The following is a 22,585-nucleotide window of genomic DNA, read 5'->3' on the forward strand; positions in this document are numbered from 1 at the left end:
AGTTATTATGCAAATCTGAAATCATATTTTAAAACATGTTTCAAATAAGTCATATTATTCATGTTTTTTATAACAAAAAAACAAAGAGTTGCTGGTTCGTGTAAAAATAAGTATTTTTACGGAATCAGTTGAGTAATATGTTTAAAAAATCAAAATAAATCTTATGAAGAAAAAACTCTTTTCTGCTTTTGTTTTCACGGCAATGTGTGCTTCACAAATTTTTGCCTGTACAAACTTTCTGGTAGGCAAACAAGCTTCTACCGATGGCTCTACAATGGTTACCTATTCGGCCGACTCGTACTCCCTTTATGGTGAACTATACCATTGGCCGGCAAAGAAATACGCAGCCGGAACCATGCTCAAAGTACACGATTGGGATACCGGTAAATACCTGGGCGAGATTAAACAAGCAGCCCAAACATACAACGTGGTGGGCAATATGAACGAGCATCAGCTCACGATAAGCGAAACCACTTTTACCGGACGCGAAGAGTTGATAGACACAACCGGAATAATGGATTACGGCAGCCTTATATATATAACCCTGCAACGTGCCAAAACAGCAAAAGAAGCAATAAAAATAATGACCGACCTTGTTGCCGAATACGGCTATTACAGCGGAGGCGAATCGTTTTCGATAGTAGACCCTAACGATGTTTGGGTGCTCGAGATGGTAGGCAAAGGCTCTGGTAGTAAAGGGGCTGTATGGGTAGCTGTACGCATTCCCGACGATTGCATCTCGGCACATGCCAATCAGGCACGTATACAGCAATTCCCATTGAAAGACCCTAAAAATTGTATTTACTCGAAAGACGTAATCTCTTTTGCAAAAGAAAAAGGATATTATAAAGGAAAAGACGAAGACTTCAGCTTTGCAAAAACATATAACCCTCTCGACTTTGGCGGACAACGGTATTGCGAAGCCCGTGTATGGACATTCTTCAACCGATACAACAAAGACATGGGTAAATACCTGTCGTATGCAAAAGGAGAAACCCAAGACCCTATGCCTTTGTATATAAAACCAGACCGTAAGCTTTCGCTGAGCGATGTACAAGCTATGATGAGAGATCACTACGAAGGTACAGAACTCGATTGGCGGGGAGATGTTGGCGCAGGCCCATTTGAGTCGCCATACCGTTGGGCTCCACTTGAGTGGGAATCTGATGGAGTAAAATATTGCAACGAACGCCCCGTGGCCACTCAGCAAACAGGTTTCACATTCGTATCGCAGATGCGCTCGTCGCTACCTAATGCAATAGGCGGCATCCTTTGGTTTGGAGTGGACGATGCAGCACAAACGGTTTATACCCCTATGTATTGTTCAATAACCGATGTTCCGGAATGTTACCGTGAAGGCAATGGCGATCTTTACACTTTCTCTTGGACTTCGGCTTTCTGGATTCACAATTGGGTGTCGAACATGGTTTACAGCAAGTACAACTATATGCATGCCGATTTACAGAAAGTACAACAAGACCTTGAATCAGGTTTCCTTGCAAAACAGCCGGAAACAGAAAAACAGGCTTTGGCATTGTACAATCAATCGCCTGCCAGTGCTGTCGAATTTCTTACAAAATACAGTAAAGACCAGGCACAATTTGCCTTCGATAAATGGAAAAAACTGGGAGAATTCCTAACCATTAAGTATATGGATGGCGTTGTTCGTAAAGAAAAAGACGGAGAATTTATTCGTAATCCTCATGGCAAACCGTCTTCACCACAACGTGTTGGTTATCCTGCCGATTTCTACAAACGTGTAGTAAAAGAAACAGGCGATAGATATAAAGTATTGTATTGATTTTAATCACAATGAAGGATTCAAAATGCCTCATTTGCGGTTTGCAAGTGAGGCGTTTTGTTTTCTGATGCAAAAAACTACGAAAAAGAAGCGTCTATATTGTTAAATATATTTACTTTTGTTTGCATATATAAACAAAAACATAAATGATTATGACCAAAAGATTATTTTTCCTGCTGCCAGCTTTGTTGCTATCTTTCTCTTTGTTTACAACCTCTTGTAGTGATGATGATGGTAATGATGAAACAAAGCTATTAGTTTCTGAAATAACTTTAGAGACAGGAACCATTTCTTACGAATACGATAAATCGAACCGTTTACTTAAACAAAACTACACTGGCAACTCTGGAGAAACTGTTTACGCCAGTTATATCTATGACGACAATGGTATGCTTATAAAAAGAATTTATTCTTCAGAAGAAGACCTTTTTTTCACTCACAAAGATGATAGCATTTTTATAAAAAGACATACTGAAGGACCTCTTGTCAATATATATGTTTTAAATGAGAAAAGACAGATAAAAGAAATAATTGTTCCAACCAATAATCAAGGGATTCTTGTTAAAATAGAATTTGAGTATGATTCAAGAGGTAATAATATTAAAGAAACAAGAAAGATGATATCAGACAATAATAAAGAAGTGATGTTTAATGTATATGTTCGCGAATATGACTCTAACAAAGGAAGGTTTTCTCAGATAAAGGCTGAGCCTTGGGTACTTCTACGTCCATTTGAATATTCCTATGTAAATAACATTGTAAAAGAAGACATCTATGATGTTCGTATTTTTAACGACAAAGACACAATTTTAAATCTCTCTTCAACAACAACTTATTCCTATCAATATAATCCAGATAACTATCCTATTACTATAAAAGAAAAGATAATCAGTGAATCGGGCGAAAACAGTGAAAAGTTTTCGACTATCACATACACAAAAGCTAAATAAGGATATCATCTGGTAATCTGAATAACGGGAGGCAAATCTTACAAGGGTTTGCCTCTTGTCTTTTTTTACTTATCAGAAAAACAAATTTAACTTTTTGAGCATCGTAATGATGTATCGTGATAGAATTTTAGTATTTTTGTATAGTCTGTATTAACTATTGGTTTTATCTCTAAAAGAAGATTCGACATGAGAGTTCTGAAATTTGGCAGTATGAGCATTGCATCCCCTCAACGGATGAAACTGGCTGCCGAGATTGTACTCAAATCGCCCAGATGCGTGGTTATACTTTCTGCAATGGCAGGTACAACCGCCGCTCTGGAAGAAACATCTAACTATTTCTATCACAAAAATATAGAAGGAGCAAACGAGATAATCAACCGGTTAGAGACGAAGTACCTAACAGAGATATCATCGCTCTACTCGTCGGAACAGACAAAGGCTGCGGCCATAGAATTCGTTTCGTCCAAATTTAACTACATGCGTTCTTTTTCGAACGAACTGTTTACGTTGTTTGAAGAGCGAATCATACTGGCACAAGGCGAACTGCTGAGTTCGGGGCTGTTTCATTTGTTGCTTACAGAAACAATGGCCGATGCGGTATTTGTTCAGGCTGCCGATTTCATGCAGACCGACAAAAACAAAGAGCCCGACCATGTACACATAAAAGAGCACTTAAAGGCTATATTAGGCGCAAATACCGAGGCGTCCGTTTTTGTTACACAAGGATATATCTGCCGTAATGTATACGGCGAAATAGACGATTTGCGATCGTCGGGCGGGAGCGACTATACCGCCTCGCTTGTGGGTGCCGCAATTGGAGCAGACGAGATTCAGATATGGACAGATGTCAATAACATGCAGAATGACGAAAACAGCGATTCTGAGATTTTTTCGGGCTCGCAACCTGTCAGACAGCTCGATTTCGACGAAGCCGCCGAACTGGCTTATTTTGGAGCTAAAATATTGCACCCCACTTGTGTGTTACCCGCGAAAATGGCTAACATCCCTGTACGCATGCTTAATATATTAGAGCCCGAAAATAAAGGCACAATAATATCAAACAAAACAGAAACAGGTACAATAAAGGCCGTTGCGGCAAAAGACGGAATCACAATAGTACAGATAAAATCGGGCAGGATGTTGCTCGTTCACGGATTTTTGCGTAAGATTTTCGAAATATTCGACTATTACCAAACGGCTATCGACATGATTGCCACATCGGAAGTAAGCATATCCGTCACCATTGATAACCCGCGTAACTTGCAGGCCATTACAGACGACCTGAAAAAATACGGAACAGTATCTGTTGACCAAAACATGTCGCTGATATGTGTTGTTGGCGATCTCGACTGGAACACTCTGGGTTATAGCTCACAGATATTAGATGCTGTAAAGACTGTTCCCCTGAGGATGGTTTCGTACGGTGGCAGCAACAATAATATGTCGTTTCTGGTGCGTCAGCAAGACAAGGCAACGGCACTGGCATTGCTCAACAAACAGTTATTCTGACTATAATTATACACTGTCATAAAAAACAAAGGGCTAAAATAAGGCAAACAATATAAAAGTACATTTTAAATTATATGACTAAAGGAATTTTTCCTGTAGACAAATTCAGGAATATTGAAACGCCATTCTATTATTACGATATAAATATTCTAAAACAAACCCTACAGGCATTAAAAGCACAAACCCAAAAATATAGTTTTGTGCAACATTATGCAGTAAAAGCAAATGCCAATCCATATATTCTTCAAATCATTGCAACTGCCGGGTTTGGAGCCGATTGTGTAAGCGGGAACGAAATAAAGGCGGCTATAAACGCCGGCTTTCCGGGCAGCAAAATAGTTTTTGCCGGTGTTGGTAAAACCGACAAGGAGATAGGTATAGCCCTCGATCATAATATATTTTGTTTTAATGTAGAATCATTGCCCGAACTCGAGGCCATTAACAGCCTTGCGGGCAAAAAAGGCAAAAAAGCTTCAGTTGCAATACGCATCAATCCTAACGTAGACGCGCATACCCACGAATATATAACAACAGGACTAAACGAAAACAAATTTGGGTTCAGCATAGATTCTTTACCAACGGTTATAGAAGCCTTGGAGTTTATGAATTACGTTGAATTGATAGGCATCCACTTCCATATAGGCTCACAAATAACAGATATAGAATCGTTCGAATCTTTATGCCACCGTGTCAATGACCTGCAAGCCATGTTTCAGGAGAAAGGCATTAAACTGCCTCACATCAATGTGGGGGGCGGTATGGGTATCGATTACGAAACACCCGACTCTAACCTTATCCCCGACTTTGCTGCATTGTTAAGCCTTTTTCATAACAATTTGGAGCTTCGTCAAGGGCAAATTGTCCATCTGGAACTTGGGCGTTCGGTTGTAGGGCAATGCGGGTCACTTATATCAAGGGTTACTTATGTGAAGGTTGGCAACCAAAAAAAGTTCGTTATCCTGGATGCTGGCATGACCGACTTTATCCGCCCCGCCTTGTATCAGGCTCAACATAAAATAGAAAATATTTCGTCCGACAAGCCTCTGCAAACATACGATGTGGTTGGTCCCATCTGCGAGTCGGCCGACTGTTTTGCCAAAGATTACCCGATGAACGAAACCGAGCGGGGCAATTTAATAGCCATACGTTCGGCCGGAGCTTACGGCGAAGTAATGGTTTCGCAATACAATTGCCGTGAAACACCGAAATCGTATTTTTCGGACAAAATTTGAAAGCTGCTTAAAACCATTCAAAAAATAAGTGCAAAAGTCATTACTAAATAGTGTTTCTTAATTACTTTTGTGTATTAATTTTTGTCATGGAAGAATATTTGTCTTATCTGTCTTTTTCTGATACCGAAATCATCGTTCTTTCGGTGCTATTCGTCGTATTTCTTGTACGCTTATTCTTTTATTTTTTTTATTACAAAAAGCCGGCAAGTTTTGTAAAAAAAACGGTTGCCAACACAAGCGCCATATCGCTAAAGAATATGCCTTCAGTTTCGGTTATTATCGTATCTAAAAACGAATCTGAAAACCTGAAAAAGAATCTTCCCGCCATATTGAGCCAAGAATATCCCAATTTTGAAGTTATAGTAGTGAACGATGGTTCGACCGACGAAAGCGAAAACCTGTTGAAACACCTCTCGGTGAACCATCCTAATCTATACCATACTTTTTCGCCCGATACCGCCGACCGTAAACTGCCAATGACTATCGGCATAAAAGCGGCAAAAAATGAAATCCTCCTCTTCACCGAAGCTAATTGTCGCCCATCATCCAAACATTGGATTATGCACATGATGCAAGGCATCGTCAATGGCAACGACATAGTGTTAGGCCACAGTAATATAGAGGGGGTGCGCGGTATTGGCAAGCATGTGGCCGCCCACAACAACTTATTCTTTGGGCTACAATATCTGTCGAAGGCCATAAGGGGATGGGCATATACAGGTACTTACCGTAATCTGGCATTCAAGCGGGAACTTTTCTTTAACAACAAGGGGTTTTCGTCCGTACTGAATTACGCAAGCTGCGAGGATGTGTATCTGAACAAAATTGTCCGTAGGTTCGATACCGCTGTCTGTCTGCATCCCGATGCTTTAGTAACAATGGAGGTAGAACGGTTCTCTATCTGGCGCGACATCAAGATAGCCTACCAACGGGCGAAACAACACTTCAAGGGAGGAGCCGTAAACACATTCTGGGTAGAAGCCTGCTCGCGTTATCTTTTCTACATGGCTCTCACTACGGCAGGTGTGATAGGTGCTCGGAACGAAAACTGGGTACTAATAGGGGCAGCCACTCTTATTCTGATACTAATGCTTATCACCCAACTTGTTATCCTCAACAAAAACTGCCGTTGGCTCAAAGCATCGCCAATCTATTGGATACTTATTCCTTTAGACTTGTTTCAACCCGCGTACAGTGCATATTTGCGCTACATAAGCAGAAACAACAAGCATTAATCATCCATCACCTATCTATCAAAAAATAAGCCTGACCCCATTTCAAAGAATGTTTGGTCAGGCTCATAAATTTATTATCTGATTTTAAAAACTCAACTTTGCCGCTAAGAAATAGTTCCGGGGCATTGACGGACCGTAAATGTAGCTCGAAACACGGTCTTTTCCTTTATCAAAATCTTTCTGATACGAATTGAAGATATTCTGCACACCTCCGCTTATCTCTAAGGCTGTACCTTTGTATAAGTCAAACTCGTAAGCGGCACGCCAATGCAGTTCAAAAAACGAGTCCGATTTCACTGTATGGTTGCTCTGGCCACCGCCTTCGTACGGAACATACATACGGCCTGTATAATTACCTGAAAGCGATGTATTAAAATGGCTGAAAGGCATAAGCGTAGCCACAAAAAAGCCATACATATCGGGGGTACGCATCATCTTGCGGGTTGCTTTAACGTCGTCTACATCATCGCCCGACCATTTGATAGCCTCATTATAACGGCTCTGCTGTATAGTTACACCGGCTTGCAATTGCAGTAAATTCCGCCATGCGGCGCGTGCCTCCAAGTTAACGCCATATACTTTTGCTCCCGGCCCGTTTTCTATCCATTTTATGGTAGAACCATCGGGCTGCTCTTCGTTTCGGGGAGTGAAAGGATCCCTCAGATGGGTATAAAAACCTTCAACAAGAAAATTCAGTTGTGTATCGTGCAGATACAAATACCAATCGGCCGAAGCGCTGAAACTATCGGATGTTTCTTCTTTTAAATCAGGATCATGTTTCCGCACAATTCTCTGACCGCTTGCAAGGTCTACGTGCAAATCCTCGTCAAAAATCTGCGGAGCCCTGAACCCGCGCCCATAACTGGCTCTGAGGTTTATATTTTTAGTAGGGTTGTAACGGATATTGGCACGAGGGCTGAAAATGGCATCGTCCATCAAACTGTGCTTATCTACACGAGCCCCAATCAAAAAACTCCACATATCGCTTTTCCATTCGTTCTGGGCAAATATACTCTCTATGTGTATTTTTTGGTCAACGGGATTGTCCCTGTATCCGCTTTCGTCTTCCAGCTCATCACGGTTATATTCAATACCGGCCGTCAGGTCGGAGGGCATAAACAGCAATTTATCTAATTTATATACATACTGACTACCCAAAATGTAAGTCAACCCTTTTGTACGCCCATAAGCATTTAAGCGAAGCTTCATGTCTTCCAGGTTGTCGGATATATTCTCTAACAAATTCACAGGTTGGCCCGCTCCGTAATAGCTTTTACGGTTGGTTAACTGAAAAGAGGAATAAACATCCAGATGGTGTTTTTCGTTAGACGAAAACAAGCTGTAATTCACCCCACCTCCATTCACTGACGACTCTGCCTGCTCGGTAATATAAGTATTGAAAGGCTCTTGATTTAACCTATCGCCACCACGGCGAAATTCGTGCATGTTATGATACTCGAACGACAGTTTGGAATATGTACTTGTTTTCAGATACGAGCGGAAACCCAAAGTACGGTTTTCGAGTTTAGGCAGTTCGGTAAACCCATCTCCATTATTGTCGTAAGCCGACCGTTTGCGGTTCTGCCCGAACACCATCAGTCCCATTTTCTGGTTGTCCGAAACCAACGAGGCATTAAACGTTGTGCTGTTCTCAAAGTTATCCGTTCCGTCTATGGCTCTTATCGTATGGCTTATTTGCCCTGTATTGCGGGTTGGCTCTTTTGTTATAACATTTATGGTTCCGGCAATAGCCGACGATCCGAACAAGGCCGAACCTCCCCCCCGCACTACTTCAACACGTTCTATCATATTGGCCGGAATCTGATCCAGACCATACACCCCAGCCAACGCGCTGAATATGGGGCGCGAATCTATCAATATCTGTGTATAAGCACCTTCAAGGCCATTCATCCGTACCTGCGGTAGCCCGCAGTTCTGGCAGTCGCTCTCCACACGCAAGCCGGGCTGGAAATTCAATCCTTGCGACAGAGTACACGAGTTTGTATAATCGAGTGTTTTTGCATCCAACACATTGACCAGCGTTGGCGCTATACGGCGCGAGGTGGCATTACGGTTTGCCGAAACCACTACCTCGTCGAGCGAAACGACCGATTCTTCAAGCTCGAAGTTCACCTCAAGGGTTTCGCCCTTTTTTGTAACTACTTCCTGCTGCTGAGTTCCATATCCTATAAAGCGTGCTTCGACTATAAATTTACCTTCGGGCAGGTTTTTCAGGAAATAATGGCCTGTTGCATCGGTAGTTGTTCCTATCGTTGTTCCTTTGATAGATACCGTAATGAATGCCAAATGTTCCTTCGTTTTTTTATCCTTTACATGTCCCATTATATGGGCATCTGTTTTTTTTATGTTTATAGGTTCTGCCTGTATATGGAATACAGAACACACAAGAACCGATAAAATGAGAATATATTTTTTCATTCTACGAATTATATTACAGTTAATAAAAAATGTACAGAAAACTGTTCTACGTTAAAAAAAGCACAGAATTCTTCTATTAAAAAAGTGAGGGGAGATTGTTTTTAAACAAACTGCAATACAGGAGGGGGACGCAAAAAATATCCTCCATCAACAAAAGAGGATATAACCGATATATACCTAAGGGCAGAGAAAACCGTTTCGACAGAAAGAAAAGCATTCAAACTGAATGGCTCGTAAATATATCCATCAGAAGTAAAGTGCGAAAGGGTTTGTATCAGCTGAATCTCGGAACAAGTATGCTCATGCCCGGAGGGAGCATCGGTATCGGATGTATAAAAATGGGAGTGTACGATGGTAACCCCTCCCACAATATGGTTGTGGGTAAAGAAACTTATGGAACAGATATACGAAATAAAGATTATCGGAAAAATAACCTTCATCAACGCAATACCTTTACTGTTTCTTTTCATTAACTATGAATCTGTAAAAATTCTATATCGGGCGCAAAGGTAATTGTGTTTTTCGGAATAAACAATTCATAGTACAATAAAAGAGGCTGTCTCAAAAGCATTCTTTTGTTTCAGTTTGTCATGTTGAACGTCAGTGAAACATCTCTTGTTTTAGAGTTAGATTCTTCGTTACACTCATGAATGACAAAAAGAACAGCACTATGGTAGTGCTTTGTTTGCTTTTGAGGCAGCCCCCGTATTTTATATGATTCTTTTATCCTTTTTTGAAAGAATCGATCAGTTTTTCAAAATTATCACGGTCAAAACGAACATATCGCGGCGATGTAGGCACATACGTCTCATCGTCCCACAGCGAGCTGGTTATCATCAGGTCGGCACTATAACGGTTGCAGGCTATAGGCACATTATGTATGCGGCACTGGCGCAGCAACATCATGATATCCGCCTCGTGTGGTTGGGCATTCAAGTCGTCAATAAGGAATATAGCCAAATTGATTTCCTTACGAACCACCATTGCCGCTATTTCGGCATCGCCCCCTAAAGGTCCTGAATTCATACAAGTAATGCTACACTCTATTCCCTTCTTATCGAAAGCCTCTTTTATGAGATGGCCGGTTGTACCCGTACACACCAAATTATGCCGAGACAAGAAGTCGGAATTATAGCAGCACCACTCTACCATATCGGCTTTACGATGGTCGTGGGCTACAAGGGCAATAGTTAGTTTTTTGTCCATAATAAAAATGTTTTACCTTACGGCAAAATATTATCTGTGTATCAGAATTTTACTTGCGATGGGCGGAACGAACCTTTAATAACTTCGGCTTTCAGTTTACGCTCCCTTACTTTGATAAAGATTTCTGTTCCGGCTTTCATATATTCGGGTTTAACGTATCCCATGCCGATACCTACCTTAAGCCAAGGAGACATTGTTCCTGATGTAACCACACCAATGGCTTCGCCTGCTTCGTTTACTATTTCGTAACCATGACGGGGCACACCTTTGTCTATCAACTTGAAAGCAACCAAACGGCGTTTCAAACCATCGGCTTTTTGTTTTTCAAGAACATCGCGGGCAATGAAGTTGTTGCCATCTGTAAATTTAGTGATCCAACCCAAGCTGGCTTCGAGCGGACTTGTGGTATCGTCCATATCGTTTCCGTAAAGATTGAAGCACATTTCCAAACGAAGGGTATCGCGAGCACCCAGACCGATAGGTTTGATGCCGAACTCCTCACCTGCTTTGAAGATTGCTTCCCAGATTTTTGGACCATGCTCTTTGTAGAAATAAATTTCGAAACCGCTGGCTCCGGTATATCCTGTATTAGAAATAATTACATCTTCAACCCCTGCCAATTTAACGGTAAGGAATGTATAGTAAGGAATGTCGATATTTGTATCAGTCAGTTTTTGCATTGTAGCCAACGCTTTAGGTCCTTGAATAGCCAACTGTCCGATATTGTCGGATGCGTTTTCTATTTCTGCACCAAGATCGTTGTTTTCCAAACACCATTTGTAGTCTTTTTCTACATTCGAGGCATTCACAACCAACAGGTATTTGTCTGTTTCGTAGCGATATACCAAAAAGTCGTCGATGATACCACCTTCGCGGTTTGTGAAGCATGTATATTGAACCTTGCCAACACCTATGGCCGAAACATCGTTCGATGTTACTTTTTGGACAAAAGCTTCGGCATTAGGGCCTTTTACCCATATTTCGCCCATGTGCGAAACATCAAAAACACCCACACCGTTGCAAACTGTAAGATGTTCTTCTATAATACCCGAATATTCGATAGGCATGTTATATCCTGCAAATTCGTGCATTTTTGCACCTAATCCGATGTGGATATCTGTAAATGGAGTAGTTTTCATAAAAATGATTTCGTTGTTTTTAAATATATTATTTATATAATTTAATAATTACTGTTGTTTATCTTTTTGCTACCAGTTCGGCAATCTTCACCACTACCTGCGATGCTTTTTCCATCGACTGGATGGGTACAAACTCGTACCGCCCATGGAAGTTAATGCCTCCGGCAAAAATATTGGGGCAAGGCAGACCTTTGAACGAAAGTTGCGCACCATCCGTTCCTCCTCTGATTGGTTGCACCCGAGGTTCTATATCAAGAGCCTTCATTGCCTCGAAGGCAACATCAACGATATGATACACAGGCTCTACCTTTTCGCGCATGTTATAATATTGGTCTTTCAATTCAAGCTTTGTTGAACCCGGATAAAGCTTGTTGATGAAATCAACGCAATCGCTCATCAAACGTTTTTTCTGCTCAAACAATTCGCGGTTGTGGTCGCGGATAATAAACTGCATCGAAGCCGAATCGACCGAACCCGATATCGAGATTAGGTGTATAAAACCTTCGTATCCGGCGGTATGTTCGGGGCGTGCGTTTGCAGGCAATAGGTCAACCAACTTATTAGCTATAAGCAAAGCGTTTATCATTTTGTTTTTAGCCATTCCCGGATGCACATTGCGCCCTTGTATTTCTATCTTCGCACTTGCGGCGTTGAAGTTTTCGAACTCCAATTCGCCCACTTCGCCGCCATCCATGGTATATGCCCATTCGGCACCAAACTTAGCAACATCAAAGTTGTGCGCACCTTCGCCTATTTCCTCATCGGGATTGAAGGCTATACGGATTTTTCCGTGTTTAATTTCAGGATGCTCTTGCAGGTATTGTATTGCTGTTATTATTTCGGCTATACCGGCTTTGTCATCAGCCCCAAGGAGCGTTGTTCCGTCGGTAACAATCAAGTCTTCGCCCTTATGTCTCAACAATTCGGGGAAATCGACAGGCGAAAGCACTATGTTTTGCTCTTTGTTCAGCACGATAGGATTTCCGTCGTAATTCTCTACGATGCGGGGCTTCACATCCTTCCCTGTCATATCGCAGCTTGTATCCACATGGGCTATAAACCCGATTGTAGGAACCTGTTTATCTGTATTGGCAGGTAAGGTAGCCATCAGATAACCTTTATCATCGAGCGAGATATCTTCCAATCCCATTTCCTTCAACTCTCCTTCAAGTACACGAAGAAGATCGAACTGCTTTGCTGTACTGGGTGTAACACCCGTTGTTGGATCTGATTCTGTATCTATTTTTACATATTTCAGAAAACGTTCTACTAATGTTGCCATATATATATTTTAATTTGTTATTATTTTTTTTGAACAAAAAAATAGAATTCTTATAAAAAATACAACTTTCTGTAAATAACAGATTTGCATAATCGGCTTTACAAACCTCACAAAGATAATAAAAGGATAGGAAAGGAAAAAATTGTAATGCCTATTTGGAGAATAAAAAAAAAGGCGTAATTTTGTGTCGGGTAAGTCCTATACGGCCAGCTCCTGATGAATCCCCCAGGGTTTGATCGCAGCAAGGGTAGTTGGTTGTAGCGGCGCGATATAGTAAGCTTACCCGCTTGCCTCTTTAGCTCAGTTGGCCAGAGCACGTGATTTGTAATCTCGGGGTCGTTGGTTCGAATCCGACAAGAGGCTCAAAAGAACGATAAAAGCATTTGATTTTCTCTGAATCGAATGCTTTTTTTCGTTTCTCACAATATTTTTGGGAGCAAATACCCGAAACGATACAAAAATTTAATTGCAAATAACACCCTCATATGTACAGGCTACAACACATACTAACACTATTGTTTTTACTACTCGCAACCTCCTTTCCCTGCAAAGCACAAAGCGAAAACCGCATAGAGAATTGGAAACAACAACAATTAGCAGCTATGCCTTCCACGAAAATGAAGGTAGAAGAATGGAAAGAATTTGACTTTAGCATTCTTTGGTTAAACCCTCACCCCTATCAAGGATATTTGGGCGAAGGATGGTATAGCGATTTGGAGTTTGCTTTCAATAAAGTAGAGAGAATATCTTCTACTGAATATCTCGTTGAGGGCGTAATCAGCCGCAACCATAGGGAACGCGATTTTAAGGGGAGCCTACTCGTAGATGAGGTACGCGAACTCAAGGAATTAGACTTTGGCATTGACGATTGGATGGAAGGAAAAATAAAAAAACAAGGATTGGTCATAGCTAACTTTCATTTAGACACCGATAAAGAACAGGAGGGCGATGGTGCATTTCGGGGAATAGTAGTCAGTAGATGGTACGTAGACTTAACGGGTCAACTTCTGTACGACGACATTCCTGACGACTCGGATGCCTATATCAACAATCAATTTGTTGGTACTTGGGCAGCTTACGACAGGGATCACCAACCCATAAAATGTGCATGGGGGCAGTACAAGATACCTGACATTGATGATTCGGCTACGGAAATTGAAGAGATTTCAGTGGAAGAAGTGGGGCATTCCGAAGAAGTGGAAGTGATAAGCCTCTCTGTTTACGAAACCATGGAAGAAGCCGAAGCCGCAATGGCAGCCATGATTGCAGGCCAAGATGTGCCCCAGTACGATAAACCACGGACAAATGAAAAAAATACCGAAACAAAAGCTCCGGCCAACAGCAAAAAGATTTCAATTCTTAACGGAAGTGCCGTTTTAGAGATGGAGAAAAGCGTTGACGAATTTCCTTGTATCGTACTACGACTTGCCGACAAAAATATAAAGATGAGTACCGGAACTTATCTGGAAATAAAAAGGCAAGATGGTTTCTACTTGATAAAGGTAAAGTACGACCCTAAACGATACCGCACCATCGACAAAGGAATAGAAGATTACCTGAAAGAACTTTTTGCAAGATTTTATGAGGACAAGGATAAGAAATACGGAAAAAAAGTGTGGGCAGCCTTCGTAAAAGAAGGCGGATTACAGCTGTTTATAGAAACGGCAAAAGAATATATCGACGACGAATTTCTGGACTCTCCTTTTAACGAAATATACGGTTAGGATAAATGCGCTGAAAACACCCAAACACTAAAAGTGGCAAGTCTAAAAAAAGACCTGCCACCCTTGTTGGTAAAAGCATTTATAGCTCATCCATTATCGAATATATTTTTTAGTAACGCGCACCAACTGCGTCCCAATCTATTATCTTCCACAAATCATTCAAGTGGTCGGCACGCCTGTTCTGATAGTCAAGATAGTATGCATGTTCCCAAACATCAAAGCCCAATATAGGTGTCAATCCTTTTGTTACAGGATTGCCGGCATTCGTCTCTTTGGTGATTGATAATTTACCATTACCGTCCTTTGCCAGCCAAGCCCATCCCGAACCAAACAAAGCAACGCTTGCCGCATTAAATTCTTTCTTAAAGTTTTCGAACGATCCCCATTCGGCATTAATAGCCTCCGCCAGTTTTCCTTTAGGTTCACCTCCACCTTTAGGACTGAACGACAGGAAGTAAAGGTTGTGATTCAGTACCTGACCCGCATTGTTGAAAAATGCACCATCGCTTTCCTTCACAATGGTAATAAGGTCGGCATTTTCAAACTTACTGCCGGGTAGCAAATTATTCAGATTGTTCACATAGGTCTGCAAATGCTTTCCGTAGTGAAATTCTATTGTTTGTTTGCTGATAACAGGTTCTAAAGCATCGGTTGCATATGGCAACACAGGTAATTCAAATTTCATAATTTCTTTATTTTTAGCGTTAATACTTATATCGTTCGTAGCATACGATGGTAGTCCTAAACTCAACATAAAGGATATAGCCATTGTTGCAAATACATTATTGTTCATAAATAGATTATATTTTAATAGCTTATCAAATCGTATATCTAATTAACGCTCATCAATCAAATATTGTTCCCTGTTTTGCCGGAAATAAGGATAGATAATATTTAACCGACATAGAAATAGTATATTTTTATCTAAATAGATGTGCTTTTAGCTACAACAAACAAAAAAAATAATGTATTTTTGTACTCTCATAAGTCAAAACAGTAAAATGATAAATCGCGTTCTCATTCGTATTAGAGTTGTCCAAATTTTGTATTCGATAGAATTGAGTCATAACAGGGACTTAAAGATAGCGGAATCGAGTTTGAACTTCAGCCTTCAGAAATCGTACGATCTGTATTACTACCTACTCTTGCTGATGATAGAGATTACAGACATGTACTCAAAAAAGATTGAACAAGGCAAAAACAAACTTCTACCCACACAAGAAGAGTTGCATCCCAATACGCGCCTTCTGGATAACAAGTTTATAAACCAACTGAAATCGAATACCCAGTTTAACAATTATCTGAAAGAACGCCCTCTGAACTGGAGCGAAAATTCTACATTTGTTCGCAAACTACTGGATACTATCTTATCGTCAAGCCTATATAAGGAATATACTTCGGATAGTGACACAAGCTACGAAGCCGACCGCACATTCTGGAAAAAAACATTCAAGAAATTCATTACCGAAAACGAAGAGCTGGAAGACCTACTCGAAGACGAAAGCCTTTTCTGGAACGACGACATCGAAATTGTTGAATCGTTTGTGCTGAAAACCATTAAGCGGTTTGACGAAAAAAACGGTACTGAACAAGAACTGTTGCCAATGTACAAGGACGAAGAAGACAAGCTTTTTGCAAAAAAACTGTTGCACGAAACAATGCTCAACTCAACAGAGTACGAGCAAATGATAGCCCAATACGCAAAAAACTGGGAGTCGGAGCGCATCGCCCTCATGGATCAGATTGTTATGCAGATTGCTATTTCAGAAATACTGAATTTCCCGAATATCCCTGTCAGTGTAACGCTCAACGAATACATCAACATAGCCAAGGTTTACAGTACTCAAAAAAGTGCTTCGTTCATAAACGGAATATTGGATACCATCGTTGCCGATTTAAAGAAAAACAACCGGATAATTAAACAATAAATAGATAGATTTAACAGATAAAAAGAAAAATACAGAATATATCTCGTACAAAATACTTGTATCTTTGTATCAATTAATAAATTAAAATATATAAAATTATGACTCTTTTACTTTTACTTCAGGATGCCGGTGGCGGCTCCAGTATGGTGTCAACCGTAGTTATGATGGTGGCAATCATTGCTATTTTCTATTTTTTCATGATACGCCCACAGCAAAAAAAACAAAAAGCGATAAACCAAGCCCGCGAAGCCTTGAAGGTTGGCGACAGAATTGTTACAGCAGGCGGCTTCCACGGGAAAATACGTGAAATAAAAGATACTACCTTCGTTATAGAAATTGCGGAAGGTGTTAAAGTAAAAGTAGAAAAAACTTCCGTTCATCCTGCCGGTACTAATACCGAGGAGGCTGCTTCTAAATAATAAGAAGTTTTCCCTCCCCTTGTCGTGTTTGCTTTGTGGAGGAAATGTATCACTTTTGGTAAGTAACACGAATAATACTTAATAATATATCCAAGAAATATGGGTAATATTGGAGATGAAATATTAAAAAAAGTCAGAACATCGTTTGCCAAGCTAACGTGGAATAAGGTTCTGACTTTTTCTGTGTTCATTATCCTTGCCGCCGTTTTTTGGTTGATGCAGGTCTATCGGGAAACTTTCGAATCAACTATCAAAATAGCGGTCGAATACAAGAATATACCCGATAGCATAGTTATAGAAAACACACTCCCCGAAAAAGTATCCGTTCGCATAAAAGACAAAGGGATAGCCCTTTTCCGTTATTTTTTCTCCAGAAACAACGAAGTTGTCACAATTGATGTGGGAGCGCTGCTAAAAAATAAGTCACATACCCTGCAAAGCGCCGTATACGAAGAACTTCTGCGAGGCAAACTCTTGAAAACGTCAGAAATGATAAGTTACTCTCCCGCACGTATATACATTGAGTTCGATGTGCTGAAAAGTAAGAAAGTCCCGGTTGTTTTTGATGGTACAATCTCGCTCTCGCCCGGATATTTACTTACCGGAGACATTCTGCTGTATCCCGATTCTGTTACCATATTCGGTCCGGAAGATGTTTTAAAGAAAACCAATTTTGCATACACCGTAAACGACACAATCGAGGATTTAAAAACGAGGGAATGTATCCCAACCCGCTTCAGGACGATAAAAAATATAAAATATGTTCCCGATAAGGTTGAATTAGAAATCCCTGTCGAAGAATATCTTCAGAAAGACATCACAGCTCCCATAAAATGTGTAAATCTACCTGAAAATCTGGATATAAGAATGTTTCCTTCTTCCTCCAAAATTTCGTTCTTTGTTGGTCGTTCCAGATACAAGGAAGTCATTACGGAAGACTTCATCATCGAAATAGACTACAACGAGCTGATTCATAAAAAAGAAATGAAAGCTCCTTTGCGGTTAACCTCAAGCCCTACCTATGTAAGGAATATATCTTTAAATCCTTCCGAAATTGAATTTGTTTTTGAAGAAAAAGACAATAAAGTTAAGAAAAAATGAAAATCATAGGGATTACCGGAGGTATTGGCAGTGGTAAATCAACAATATCAGAGCTTCTGAAGCTAATGGGAATCCCTGTTTATATTGCCGACACAGAAAGCAAAAGACTCACCAACACATCGCCTGTAATAAAAGAAAAACTAACCGCCCTGTTTGGTGAAGACCTATATCCAGATGGTAAGCTCAATAAACCAAAACTGGCATCCATAATATTTACAGACAAAGATAAACTTGAACAGGTAAACAAAATAATTCACCCCGAAGTTCGTAACGACTTTCTGAGATGGGTTGACAGGCACAACCACTACCCTATCGTGGCACAAGAGGCTGCAATTCTTTTCGAATCGGGATTGAACGAACTAATGGATAAAGTAATTGTAGTTTATGCTCCTCTTGAAACACGGATAGAACGAATCATGCTACGGGACGATGCTCCCCGCACAAAAATACTGGAAAGAATAAACAGCCAAATGTCGGACGAAGAAAAAATGAAGTTAGCCGATTTTGTTATCTATAACACCGAAAAAGAGTCATTAATAAAACAAACGATAGCCATCTTGGATGCGCTATAAACCATATACTTATGTTCAAAAAAACAAGCACATATTTTTTAGTATCAATAGCCTGTTGTATTACTTTGTTTACAGGCTGTAAACCCGATCTGGAAAGGAAAGAAGTAATATTCGTGTCAATCGAACCCCAAAAGTTTTTCCTTGAAAAGATTGTCAAAAACAATTACGAAATCAAAACTATTATCCCCGATGGTTCCAATCCGGAAAGCTACGACCCTGCTCCTGCCCAAATGGTCGATTTGGGGAAGAGTAAATTATACTTCAAAATCGGATATCTGAATTTTGAAAATGCTTGGTTGAACAATATACAGAAGAATAACCCATCGCTAAAAATCGTGAATAGTTCCGAAGCGATAGTTCCAATAGTAAGCGAATGTGGTGGCGGACACGATCACGAACATGAACACAAGCATAGTCACGAAGGCCCCGACCCCCATATCTGGAGTTCGCCGCGAACCGCACGGCAAATGGCTGTAAATATGAAAAACGAAATGATAGAACACGATGCCACCAATAAAGATTTTTACGAAAAAAACTTTCTGGAACTCGACAAAACTATCTCGAAAGTCGATAGCATCTTTAAAGCGTCTTTGGCTTCAGCGCCATCGCGCTCCTTCGTTATTTACCATCCCGCTTTGTCTTACTTAGCCGAAGAATACAATCTGAAGCAATACAGTATAGAACACCAAGGCAAACAACCCAGCCCCATACAACTAAAAGAACTTATAGACTTGGCCAAAGCCGAAAACATAAAAATAGTTTTCGTACAAGCCGAATACGACCAGAAGAATGCAGAGGTAATAGCAAAGCAGATAGGCGCCCGGATTGTAACAATCAATCTTATGGGCTATAACTGGGACGAAGAAATGATTAAGATAGCAAAAGCCCTTGCCCAAAACAATGAATAAAATCATTGAAATACACGACGTAAGCGTAGGCTACAAAAACAAGCCCGATGTTTTGAAGAATATCAATTTAGATGTTTTCCCAAACGACTTCTTGGGCATAATAGGTCCAAACGGTGGAGGCAAAACAACCTTATTGCGCACCATATTGGGAGCCATAAAGCCATCGAAAGGGAAAATCATTTTTTCAAAAAATGGTAAAACAGTCCGCCAACTGAATATCGGCTACCTGCCTCAAATAAACAAGATAGATAAGAATTTCCCGATTTCCGTTATGGAAGTTATTTTATCGGGGTTGACTATTAACCGATCGTTCCTTTCATCCTATACCAAACAGCAGAAAGACCACGCCTCGGATATAGCCTCACAAATGGGTGTACTCGATCTCCTGCATAGACCTATCGGGCAACTATCGGGCGGACAGTTGCAGCGAACCCTGTTGGGGCGAGCCATTGTTGATAGCCCCGACTTGTTGATTCTGGACGAGCCAAACTCGTATGTAGACAAGCGTTTCGAATCTAACTTCTACAATATCCTTGAAACAATAAACCAGAATACAAGTATAATCCTTGTTTCGCACGACATAGGTACAATACTGCCGCTTGTTAAGAACATAGCTTGTGTAAACGAAGGTCTGCATTACCATTCCGGACGAAACATCAGTGCCGAATGGTTGGAAAGAACATACACATCGTGTCCGATAGAACTCATAACACACGGAAGCTTTCCGCACAGGGTTTTAGATAAACATGAGGGATGCAAATGTTGCGATGACGATATAGAATCTCCTTAAAGAAAAAACATCTCCCAAGAAAAACCGGGAGATGTTTTTTATGAGTAAAAATAAAGTTTTTTCCTGTTCAGAAATTCAGGCGTATTTTTTTACAGATTTCCTCAAATTCGCTCTGTTCGAGCTTTAGCTTAGGATTTGCCGGATTCATGTCCGACTCCTCGTTTATAGGAATCAAATGTATGTGTGCATGAGGTACCTCCAGCCCTATAACCATAACACCCACCCGTTGGCAGGGTATGGCCTTCTTTATAGCAGCAGCTACACGTTTCGCAAACAGCATCATGTCTGATATAGTGGCATCGTCCAAATCGAATATATAATCCGTTTCTTGTTTGGGCACAACCAAGGTATGTCCTTTAGCCATCGGATTTATGTCAAGAAAAGCATAAAACCGATCGTCTTCCGCTATTTTGTACGAAGGAATTTCGCCTGCTATTATTCTGCTGAAAATTGTAGCCATCTTCACACTCTTTTTTAGATTGAGATATCCATAATTTCGAAAGTCATTATTCCCGAAGGAACTTTTATTTCTGCGATATCGCCCACTTTCTTACCCATCAAACCCTGAGCAATAGGCGTATTTACAGCTATCTTATTCTCCTTCAGATTAGCTTCGCTTTCGGCAACCAATGTATAAGTCATCTGTTGGTTGTTTTTGGTATTTTTTATCGTTACCTTGTTGAGTATTTGAACTTTGTCTGTACCTATTGCATCCTCATTGATAAGGCGCGCACTGGCCAATAAACCTTTCAACTGGGCAATTTTAGCTTCAAGGATGCCTTGTGCTTCTTTAGCTGCGTCATACTCGGCGTTTTCAGACAAATCGCCTTTATCACGGGCTTCGGCTATTTGTTTCGATATAGCGGGTCTCTCGAAGGTTTCGAGTTGATAAATCTCTTCTTTCAATTTTTTATAACCATCTTCGGTCATGTAGTTAACTGCCATAATAATTAATTTATTACGTTACACATTTTTTTTCAATTTAAAAATAAAGCAAAAAGAAAAAGAATCCTTGCCGATATAGACCAGAACTCCTTTCCTTTTTTTGATGTATTAAAGCAAAGATAGGCTAATTTTCTCTGCTTTGCAACTTTAGCCTGTGTTTTAAAACATTATAATAGTTTGCTTAGTTCCGCATCCATACTTTCGTATTTGATGACGCGTTTCACAATATCGCCGTCTTTATTAAGGATATATGTTGTAGGCAACGATTGTATATTATATTGTTGCAGCAAGGTTTTTTGTTGGCTGTTATCTGCTTTTACGCATACCCACGGCAGATTGGTTGTAGCATTGTTCCAGAGGTGCATTTCTTGGTCGAACGACACCTGATATATTTCTAAGCGCTCCCTGTATTTTCCGTATATCTTGTTCAACAGGGCGTTATGCGCTGGCGAATATTCCGATTGGTAGGCGGTAAAATCCAAAATAACTACTTTCCCCTTTAGTGACGAAAGTTTAATACTTTGCCCCCGGTTATTTATCAAATCTATATCCATCACTGTGGAGGCATCCTGAATATCTATATTATTGAGCAGCGATGCACTCTGATTCATGTCACGTTGTGTTTTTATGGCACTTAAAGTAAAATCGTACAGATGTTTGGTACGAGGACTGTCTTTATATCGAAAATCCCATTGGGTGGCAACAGCCCCGAAGTATTTTGATTCTTTTTTGTCGTAAGGGTCAAAAATCAGATAATCGCCCACCTTTTGGAATAAAGCATAATAGGCTGCCAAACTTTGCGGTGCTTTTGCAATTATTTTCAGGGCAAGGGCCTTATATTCATCAACAGCCACCAATAATTGGTCTGTGTATTCCTGCTCGGTTATCAATTTCGCGCTTAGCTTCGCCGCTAAATCGCCCATCGTTTTAGAAAGTTTGTATTGTTCTAAAGTAACCATTTTTATATCGGAACATACATCCGAACCTTCTATATTATAATTCTCGGCAAAGCTATTTTTTGAGGCTTGTACAGTTATTGTTTCGGTAGAGTCTATTCCCAAATTGATAACTTGCCGGCCTATACGCAGCACATAAAGCTCAGGATATTGCGGGGCATCGCTTTTAAAGCTGAACTTTCCTTCTTTATCGAGGTGTACGGAATCTAAAAGAATTGTACCGTTAAAATCTCTTTTTTCGAGGTAAAGGGTTGTACTGTCGGCATTTTCTATTATACCCTCAACCGTAAATTGCGGCTTCTTATTGCACGCCGTGACGGTTATTAACGTCAGCAAAAGAAGAAAAATGCTCTTTACTACGGTTTTCTGTCTGTTCATAATCTTAATATAAAATTGTTTTTTGTTTCTTCATTTTCACTGCAAATATACAGAATTATGTTGCGAAATTT

The 22,585-nt window shown here is 40.4% G+C and carries 21 protein-coding genes and 1 tRNA gene; 13 read left to right on the forward strand and 9 right to left on the reverse strand.

What is annotated here, in order from left to right; all coding sequences use genetic code 11:
- The first annotated feature begins 163 nt into the window (after window positions 1-163).
- The 5 genes from M2132_RS02505 to M2132_RS02525 all read left to right on the forward strand — a co-directional run bounded on the left by M2132_RS02505 (window position 164) and on the right by M2132_RS02525 (window position 6,727).
- A complete protein-coding gene (locus M2132_RS02505; protein ID WP_280671014.1) occupies window positions 164-1,801 on the forward strand; it encodes a dipeptidase in 1,638 nt (545 codons plus the stop codon).
- A gap of 152 nt (window positions 1,802-1,953) precedes the next feature.
- Window positions 1,954-2,751, forward strand: a complete 798-nt coding sequence (locus tag M2132_RS02510; RefSeq protein ID WP_280671016.1) for a hypothetical protein — start codon at window positions 1,954-1,956, stop codon at window positions 2,749-2,751.
- Between the two features lie 186 nt (window positions 2,752-2,937).
- The gene (locus M2132_RS02515) at window positions 2,938-4,260 is read left to right on the forward strand and encodes an aspartate kinase (RefSeq protein WP_280671018.1); all 1,323 of its coding nucleotides are present in this window, start codon (window positions 2,938-2,940) and stop codon (window positions 4,258-4,260) included.
- Between the two features lie 74 nt (window positions 4,261-4,334).
- Window positions 4,335-5,492: a diaminopimelate decarboxylase gene (gene lysA, locus M2132_RS02520; protein ID WP_280671020.1), complete on the forward strand. Its 1,158-nt coding sequence runs from the start codon at window positions 4,335-4,337 to the stop codon at window positions 5,490-5,492.
- Between the two features lie 86 nt (window positions 5,493-5,578).
- Window positions 5,579-6,727 (forward strand): glycosyltransferase, encoded by a 1,149-nt coding sequence (locus tag M2132_RS02525; protein ID WP_280671022.1) that lies wholly within the window; start codon window positions 5,579-5,581, stop codon window positions 6,725-6,727.
- An 84-nt stretch (window positions 6,728-6,811) separates the two neighbouring features.
- On the opposite strand, the gene M2132_RS02530 is transcribed toward M2132_RS02525, so the two are convergent.
- The 5 genes from M2132_RS02530 to pepT all read right to left on the reverse strand — a co-directional run bounded on the left by M2132_RS02530 (window position 6,812) and on the right by pepT (window position 12,793).
- The gene (locus tag M2132_RS02530; protein ID WP_280671024.1) at window positions 6,812-9,166 is read right to left on the reverse strand and encodes a TonB-dependent receptor; all 2,355 of its coding nucleotides are present in this window, start codon (window positions 9,164-9,166) and stop codon (window positions 6,812-6,814) included.
- A gap of 101 nt (window positions 9,167-9,267) precedes the next feature.
- Window positions 9,268-9,636 (reverse strand): hypothetical protein, encoded by a 369-nt coding sequence (locus M2132_RS02535; RefSeq protein WP_280671026.1) that lies wholly within the window; start codon window positions 9,634-9,636, stop codon window positions 9,268-9,270.
- Between the two features lie 253 nt (window positions 9,637-9,889).
- Window positions 9,890-10,372: a methylglyoxal synthase gene (locus M2132_RS02540; RefSeq protein ID WP_280671028.1), complete on the reverse strand. Its 483-nt coding sequence runs from the start codon at window positions 10,370-10,372 to the stop codon at window positions 9,890-9,892.
- A gap of 41 nt (window positions 10,373-10,413) precedes the next feature.
- On the reverse strand, window positions 10,414-11,511 hold the full coding sequence (gcvT, locus tag M2132_RS02545; RefSeq protein ID WP_280671030.1) for a glycine cleavage system aminomethyltransferase GcvT: 1,098 nt from the start codon (window positions 11,509-11,511) through the stop codon (window positions 10,414-10,416).
- Between the two features lie 58 nt (window positions 11,512-11,569).
- On the reverse strand, window positions 11,570-12,793 hold the full coding sequence (pepT, locus tag M2132_RS02550) for a peptidase T (protein WP_280671032.1): 1,224 nt from the start codon (window positions 12,791-12,793) through the stop codon (window positions 11,570-11,572).
- A 289-nt stretch (window positions 12,794-13,082) separates the two neighbouring features.
- On the opposite strand from pepT, the gene M2132_RS02555 reads away from it, so the two are divergent.
- Both M2132_RS02555 and M2132_RS02560 read left to right on the forward strand, forming a co-directional pair.
- Window positions 13,083-13,156: transfer RNA gene (locus M2132_RS02555), tRNA-Thr, on the forward strand.
- A gap of 122 nt (window positions 13,157-13,278) precedes the next feature.
- Window positions 13,279-14,517 carry a hypothetical protein gene (locus tag M2132_RS02560; RefSeq protein ID WP_280671034.1) on the forward strand — a complete coding sequence of 413 codons (1,239 nt, stop codon included), beginning with the start codon at window positions 13,279-13,281 and terminating at the stop codon, window positions 14,515-14,517.
- A 109-nt stretch (window positions 14,518-14,626) separates the two neighbouring features.
- Here M2132_RS02560 and M2132_RS02565 read toward each other — a convergent pair whose 3' ends face one another.
- Window positions 14,627-15,202: a superoxide dismutase gene (locus tag M2132_RS02565; RefSeq protein ID WP_348523148.1), complete on the reverse strand. Its 576-nt coding sequence runs from the start codon at window positions 15,200-15,202 to the stop codon at window positions 14,627-14,629.
- A 316-nt stretch (window positions 15,203-15,518) separates the two neighbouring features.
- Here M2132_RS02565 and nusB point away from each other — a divergent pair, with 316 nt between their 5' ends.
- The 6 genes from nusB (at window position 15,519) to M2132_RS02595 (ending at window position 20,235) form a co-directional block, all read left to right on the forward strand.
- A complete protein-coding gene (nusB, locus tag M2132_RS02570) occupies window positions 15,519-16,445 on the forward strand; it encodes a transcription antitermination factor NusB (protein ID WP_280671036.1) in 927 nt (308 codons plus the stop codon).
- A 98-nt stretch (window positions 16,446-16,543) separates the two neighbouring features.
- The gene (gene yajC / locus M2132_RS02575; protein WP_280671038.1) at window positions 16,544-16,864 is read left to right on the forward strand and encodes a preprotein translocase subunit YajC; all 321 of its coding nucleotides are present in this window, start codon (window positions 16,544-16,546) and stop codon (window positions 16,862-16,864) included.
- A gap of 99 nt (window positions 16,865-16,963) precedes the next feature.
- Window positions 16,964-17,965 (forward strand): YbbR-like domain-containing protein, encoded by a 1,002-nt coding sequence (locus M2132_RS02580; RefSeq protein WP_280671040.1) that lies wholly within the window; start codon window positions 16,964-16,966, stop codon window positions 17,963-17,965.
- On the forward strand, window positions 17,962-18,537 hold the full coding sequence (coaE, locus tag M2132_RS02585) for a dephospho-CoA kinase (protein WP_280671042.1): 576 nt from the start codon (window positions 17,962-17,964) through the stop codon (window positions 18,535-18,537). The genes M2132_RS02580 and coaE overlap by 4 nt, the downstream gene beginning before the upstream one ends.
- A gap of 11 nt (window positions 18,538-18,548) precedes the next feature.
- Window positions 18,549-19,445, forward strand: a complete 897-nt coding sequence (locus M2132_RS02590) for a metal ABC transporter solute-binding protein, Zn/Mn family (protein WP_280671049.1) — start codon at window positions 18,549-18,551, stop codon at window positions 19,443-19,445.
- The gene (locus M2132_RS02595) at window positions 19,438-20,235 is read left to right on the forward strand and encodes a metal ABC transporter ATP-binding protein (RefSeq protein WP_280671051.1); all 798 of its coding nucleotides are present in this window, start codon (window positions 19,438-19,440) and stop codon (window positions 20,233-20,235) included. The genes M2132_RS02590 and M2132_RS02595 overlap by 8 nt, the downstream gene beginning before the upstream one ends.
- Before the next feature lie 67 nt (window positions 20,236-20,302).
- Here M2132_RS02595 and M2132_RS02600 read toward each other — a convergent pair whose 3' ends face one another.
- The 3 genes from M2132_RS02600 to M2132_RS02610 all read right to left on the reverse strand — a co-directional run bounded on the left by M2132_RS02600 (window position 20,303) and on the right by M2132_RS02610 (window position 22,514).
- Window positions 20,303-20,695, reverse strand: a complete 393-nt coding sequence (locus M2132_RS02600) for an HIT family protein (RefSeq protein WP_280671053.1) — start codon at window positions 20,693-20,695, stop codon at window positions 20,303-20,305.
- A gap of 14 nt (window positions 20,696-20,709) precedes the next feature.
- Window positions 20,710-21,180 (reverse strand): transcription elongation factor GreA, encoded by a 471-nt coding sequence (gene greA / locus M2132_RS02605; RefSeq protein ID WP_280671055.1) that lies wholly within the window; start codon window positions 21,178-21,180, stop codon window positions 20,710-20,712.
- 167 nt (window positions 21,181-21,347) lie between these two features.
- A complete protein-coding gene (locus tag M2132_RS02610) occupies window positions 21,348-22,514 on the reverse strand; it encodes a thioredoxin-like domain-containing protein (RefSeq protein WP_280671057.1) in 1,167 nt (388 codons plus the stop codon).
- Window positions 22,515-22,585: the final 71 nt, after the last annotated feature.

Source organism: Dysgonomonas sp. PH5-45 (assembly GCF_029893235.1).
In the GTDB taxonomy this organism is placed as follows: domain Bacteria; phylum Bacteroidota; class Bacteroidia; order Bacteroidales; family Dysgonomonadaceae; genus UBA1309.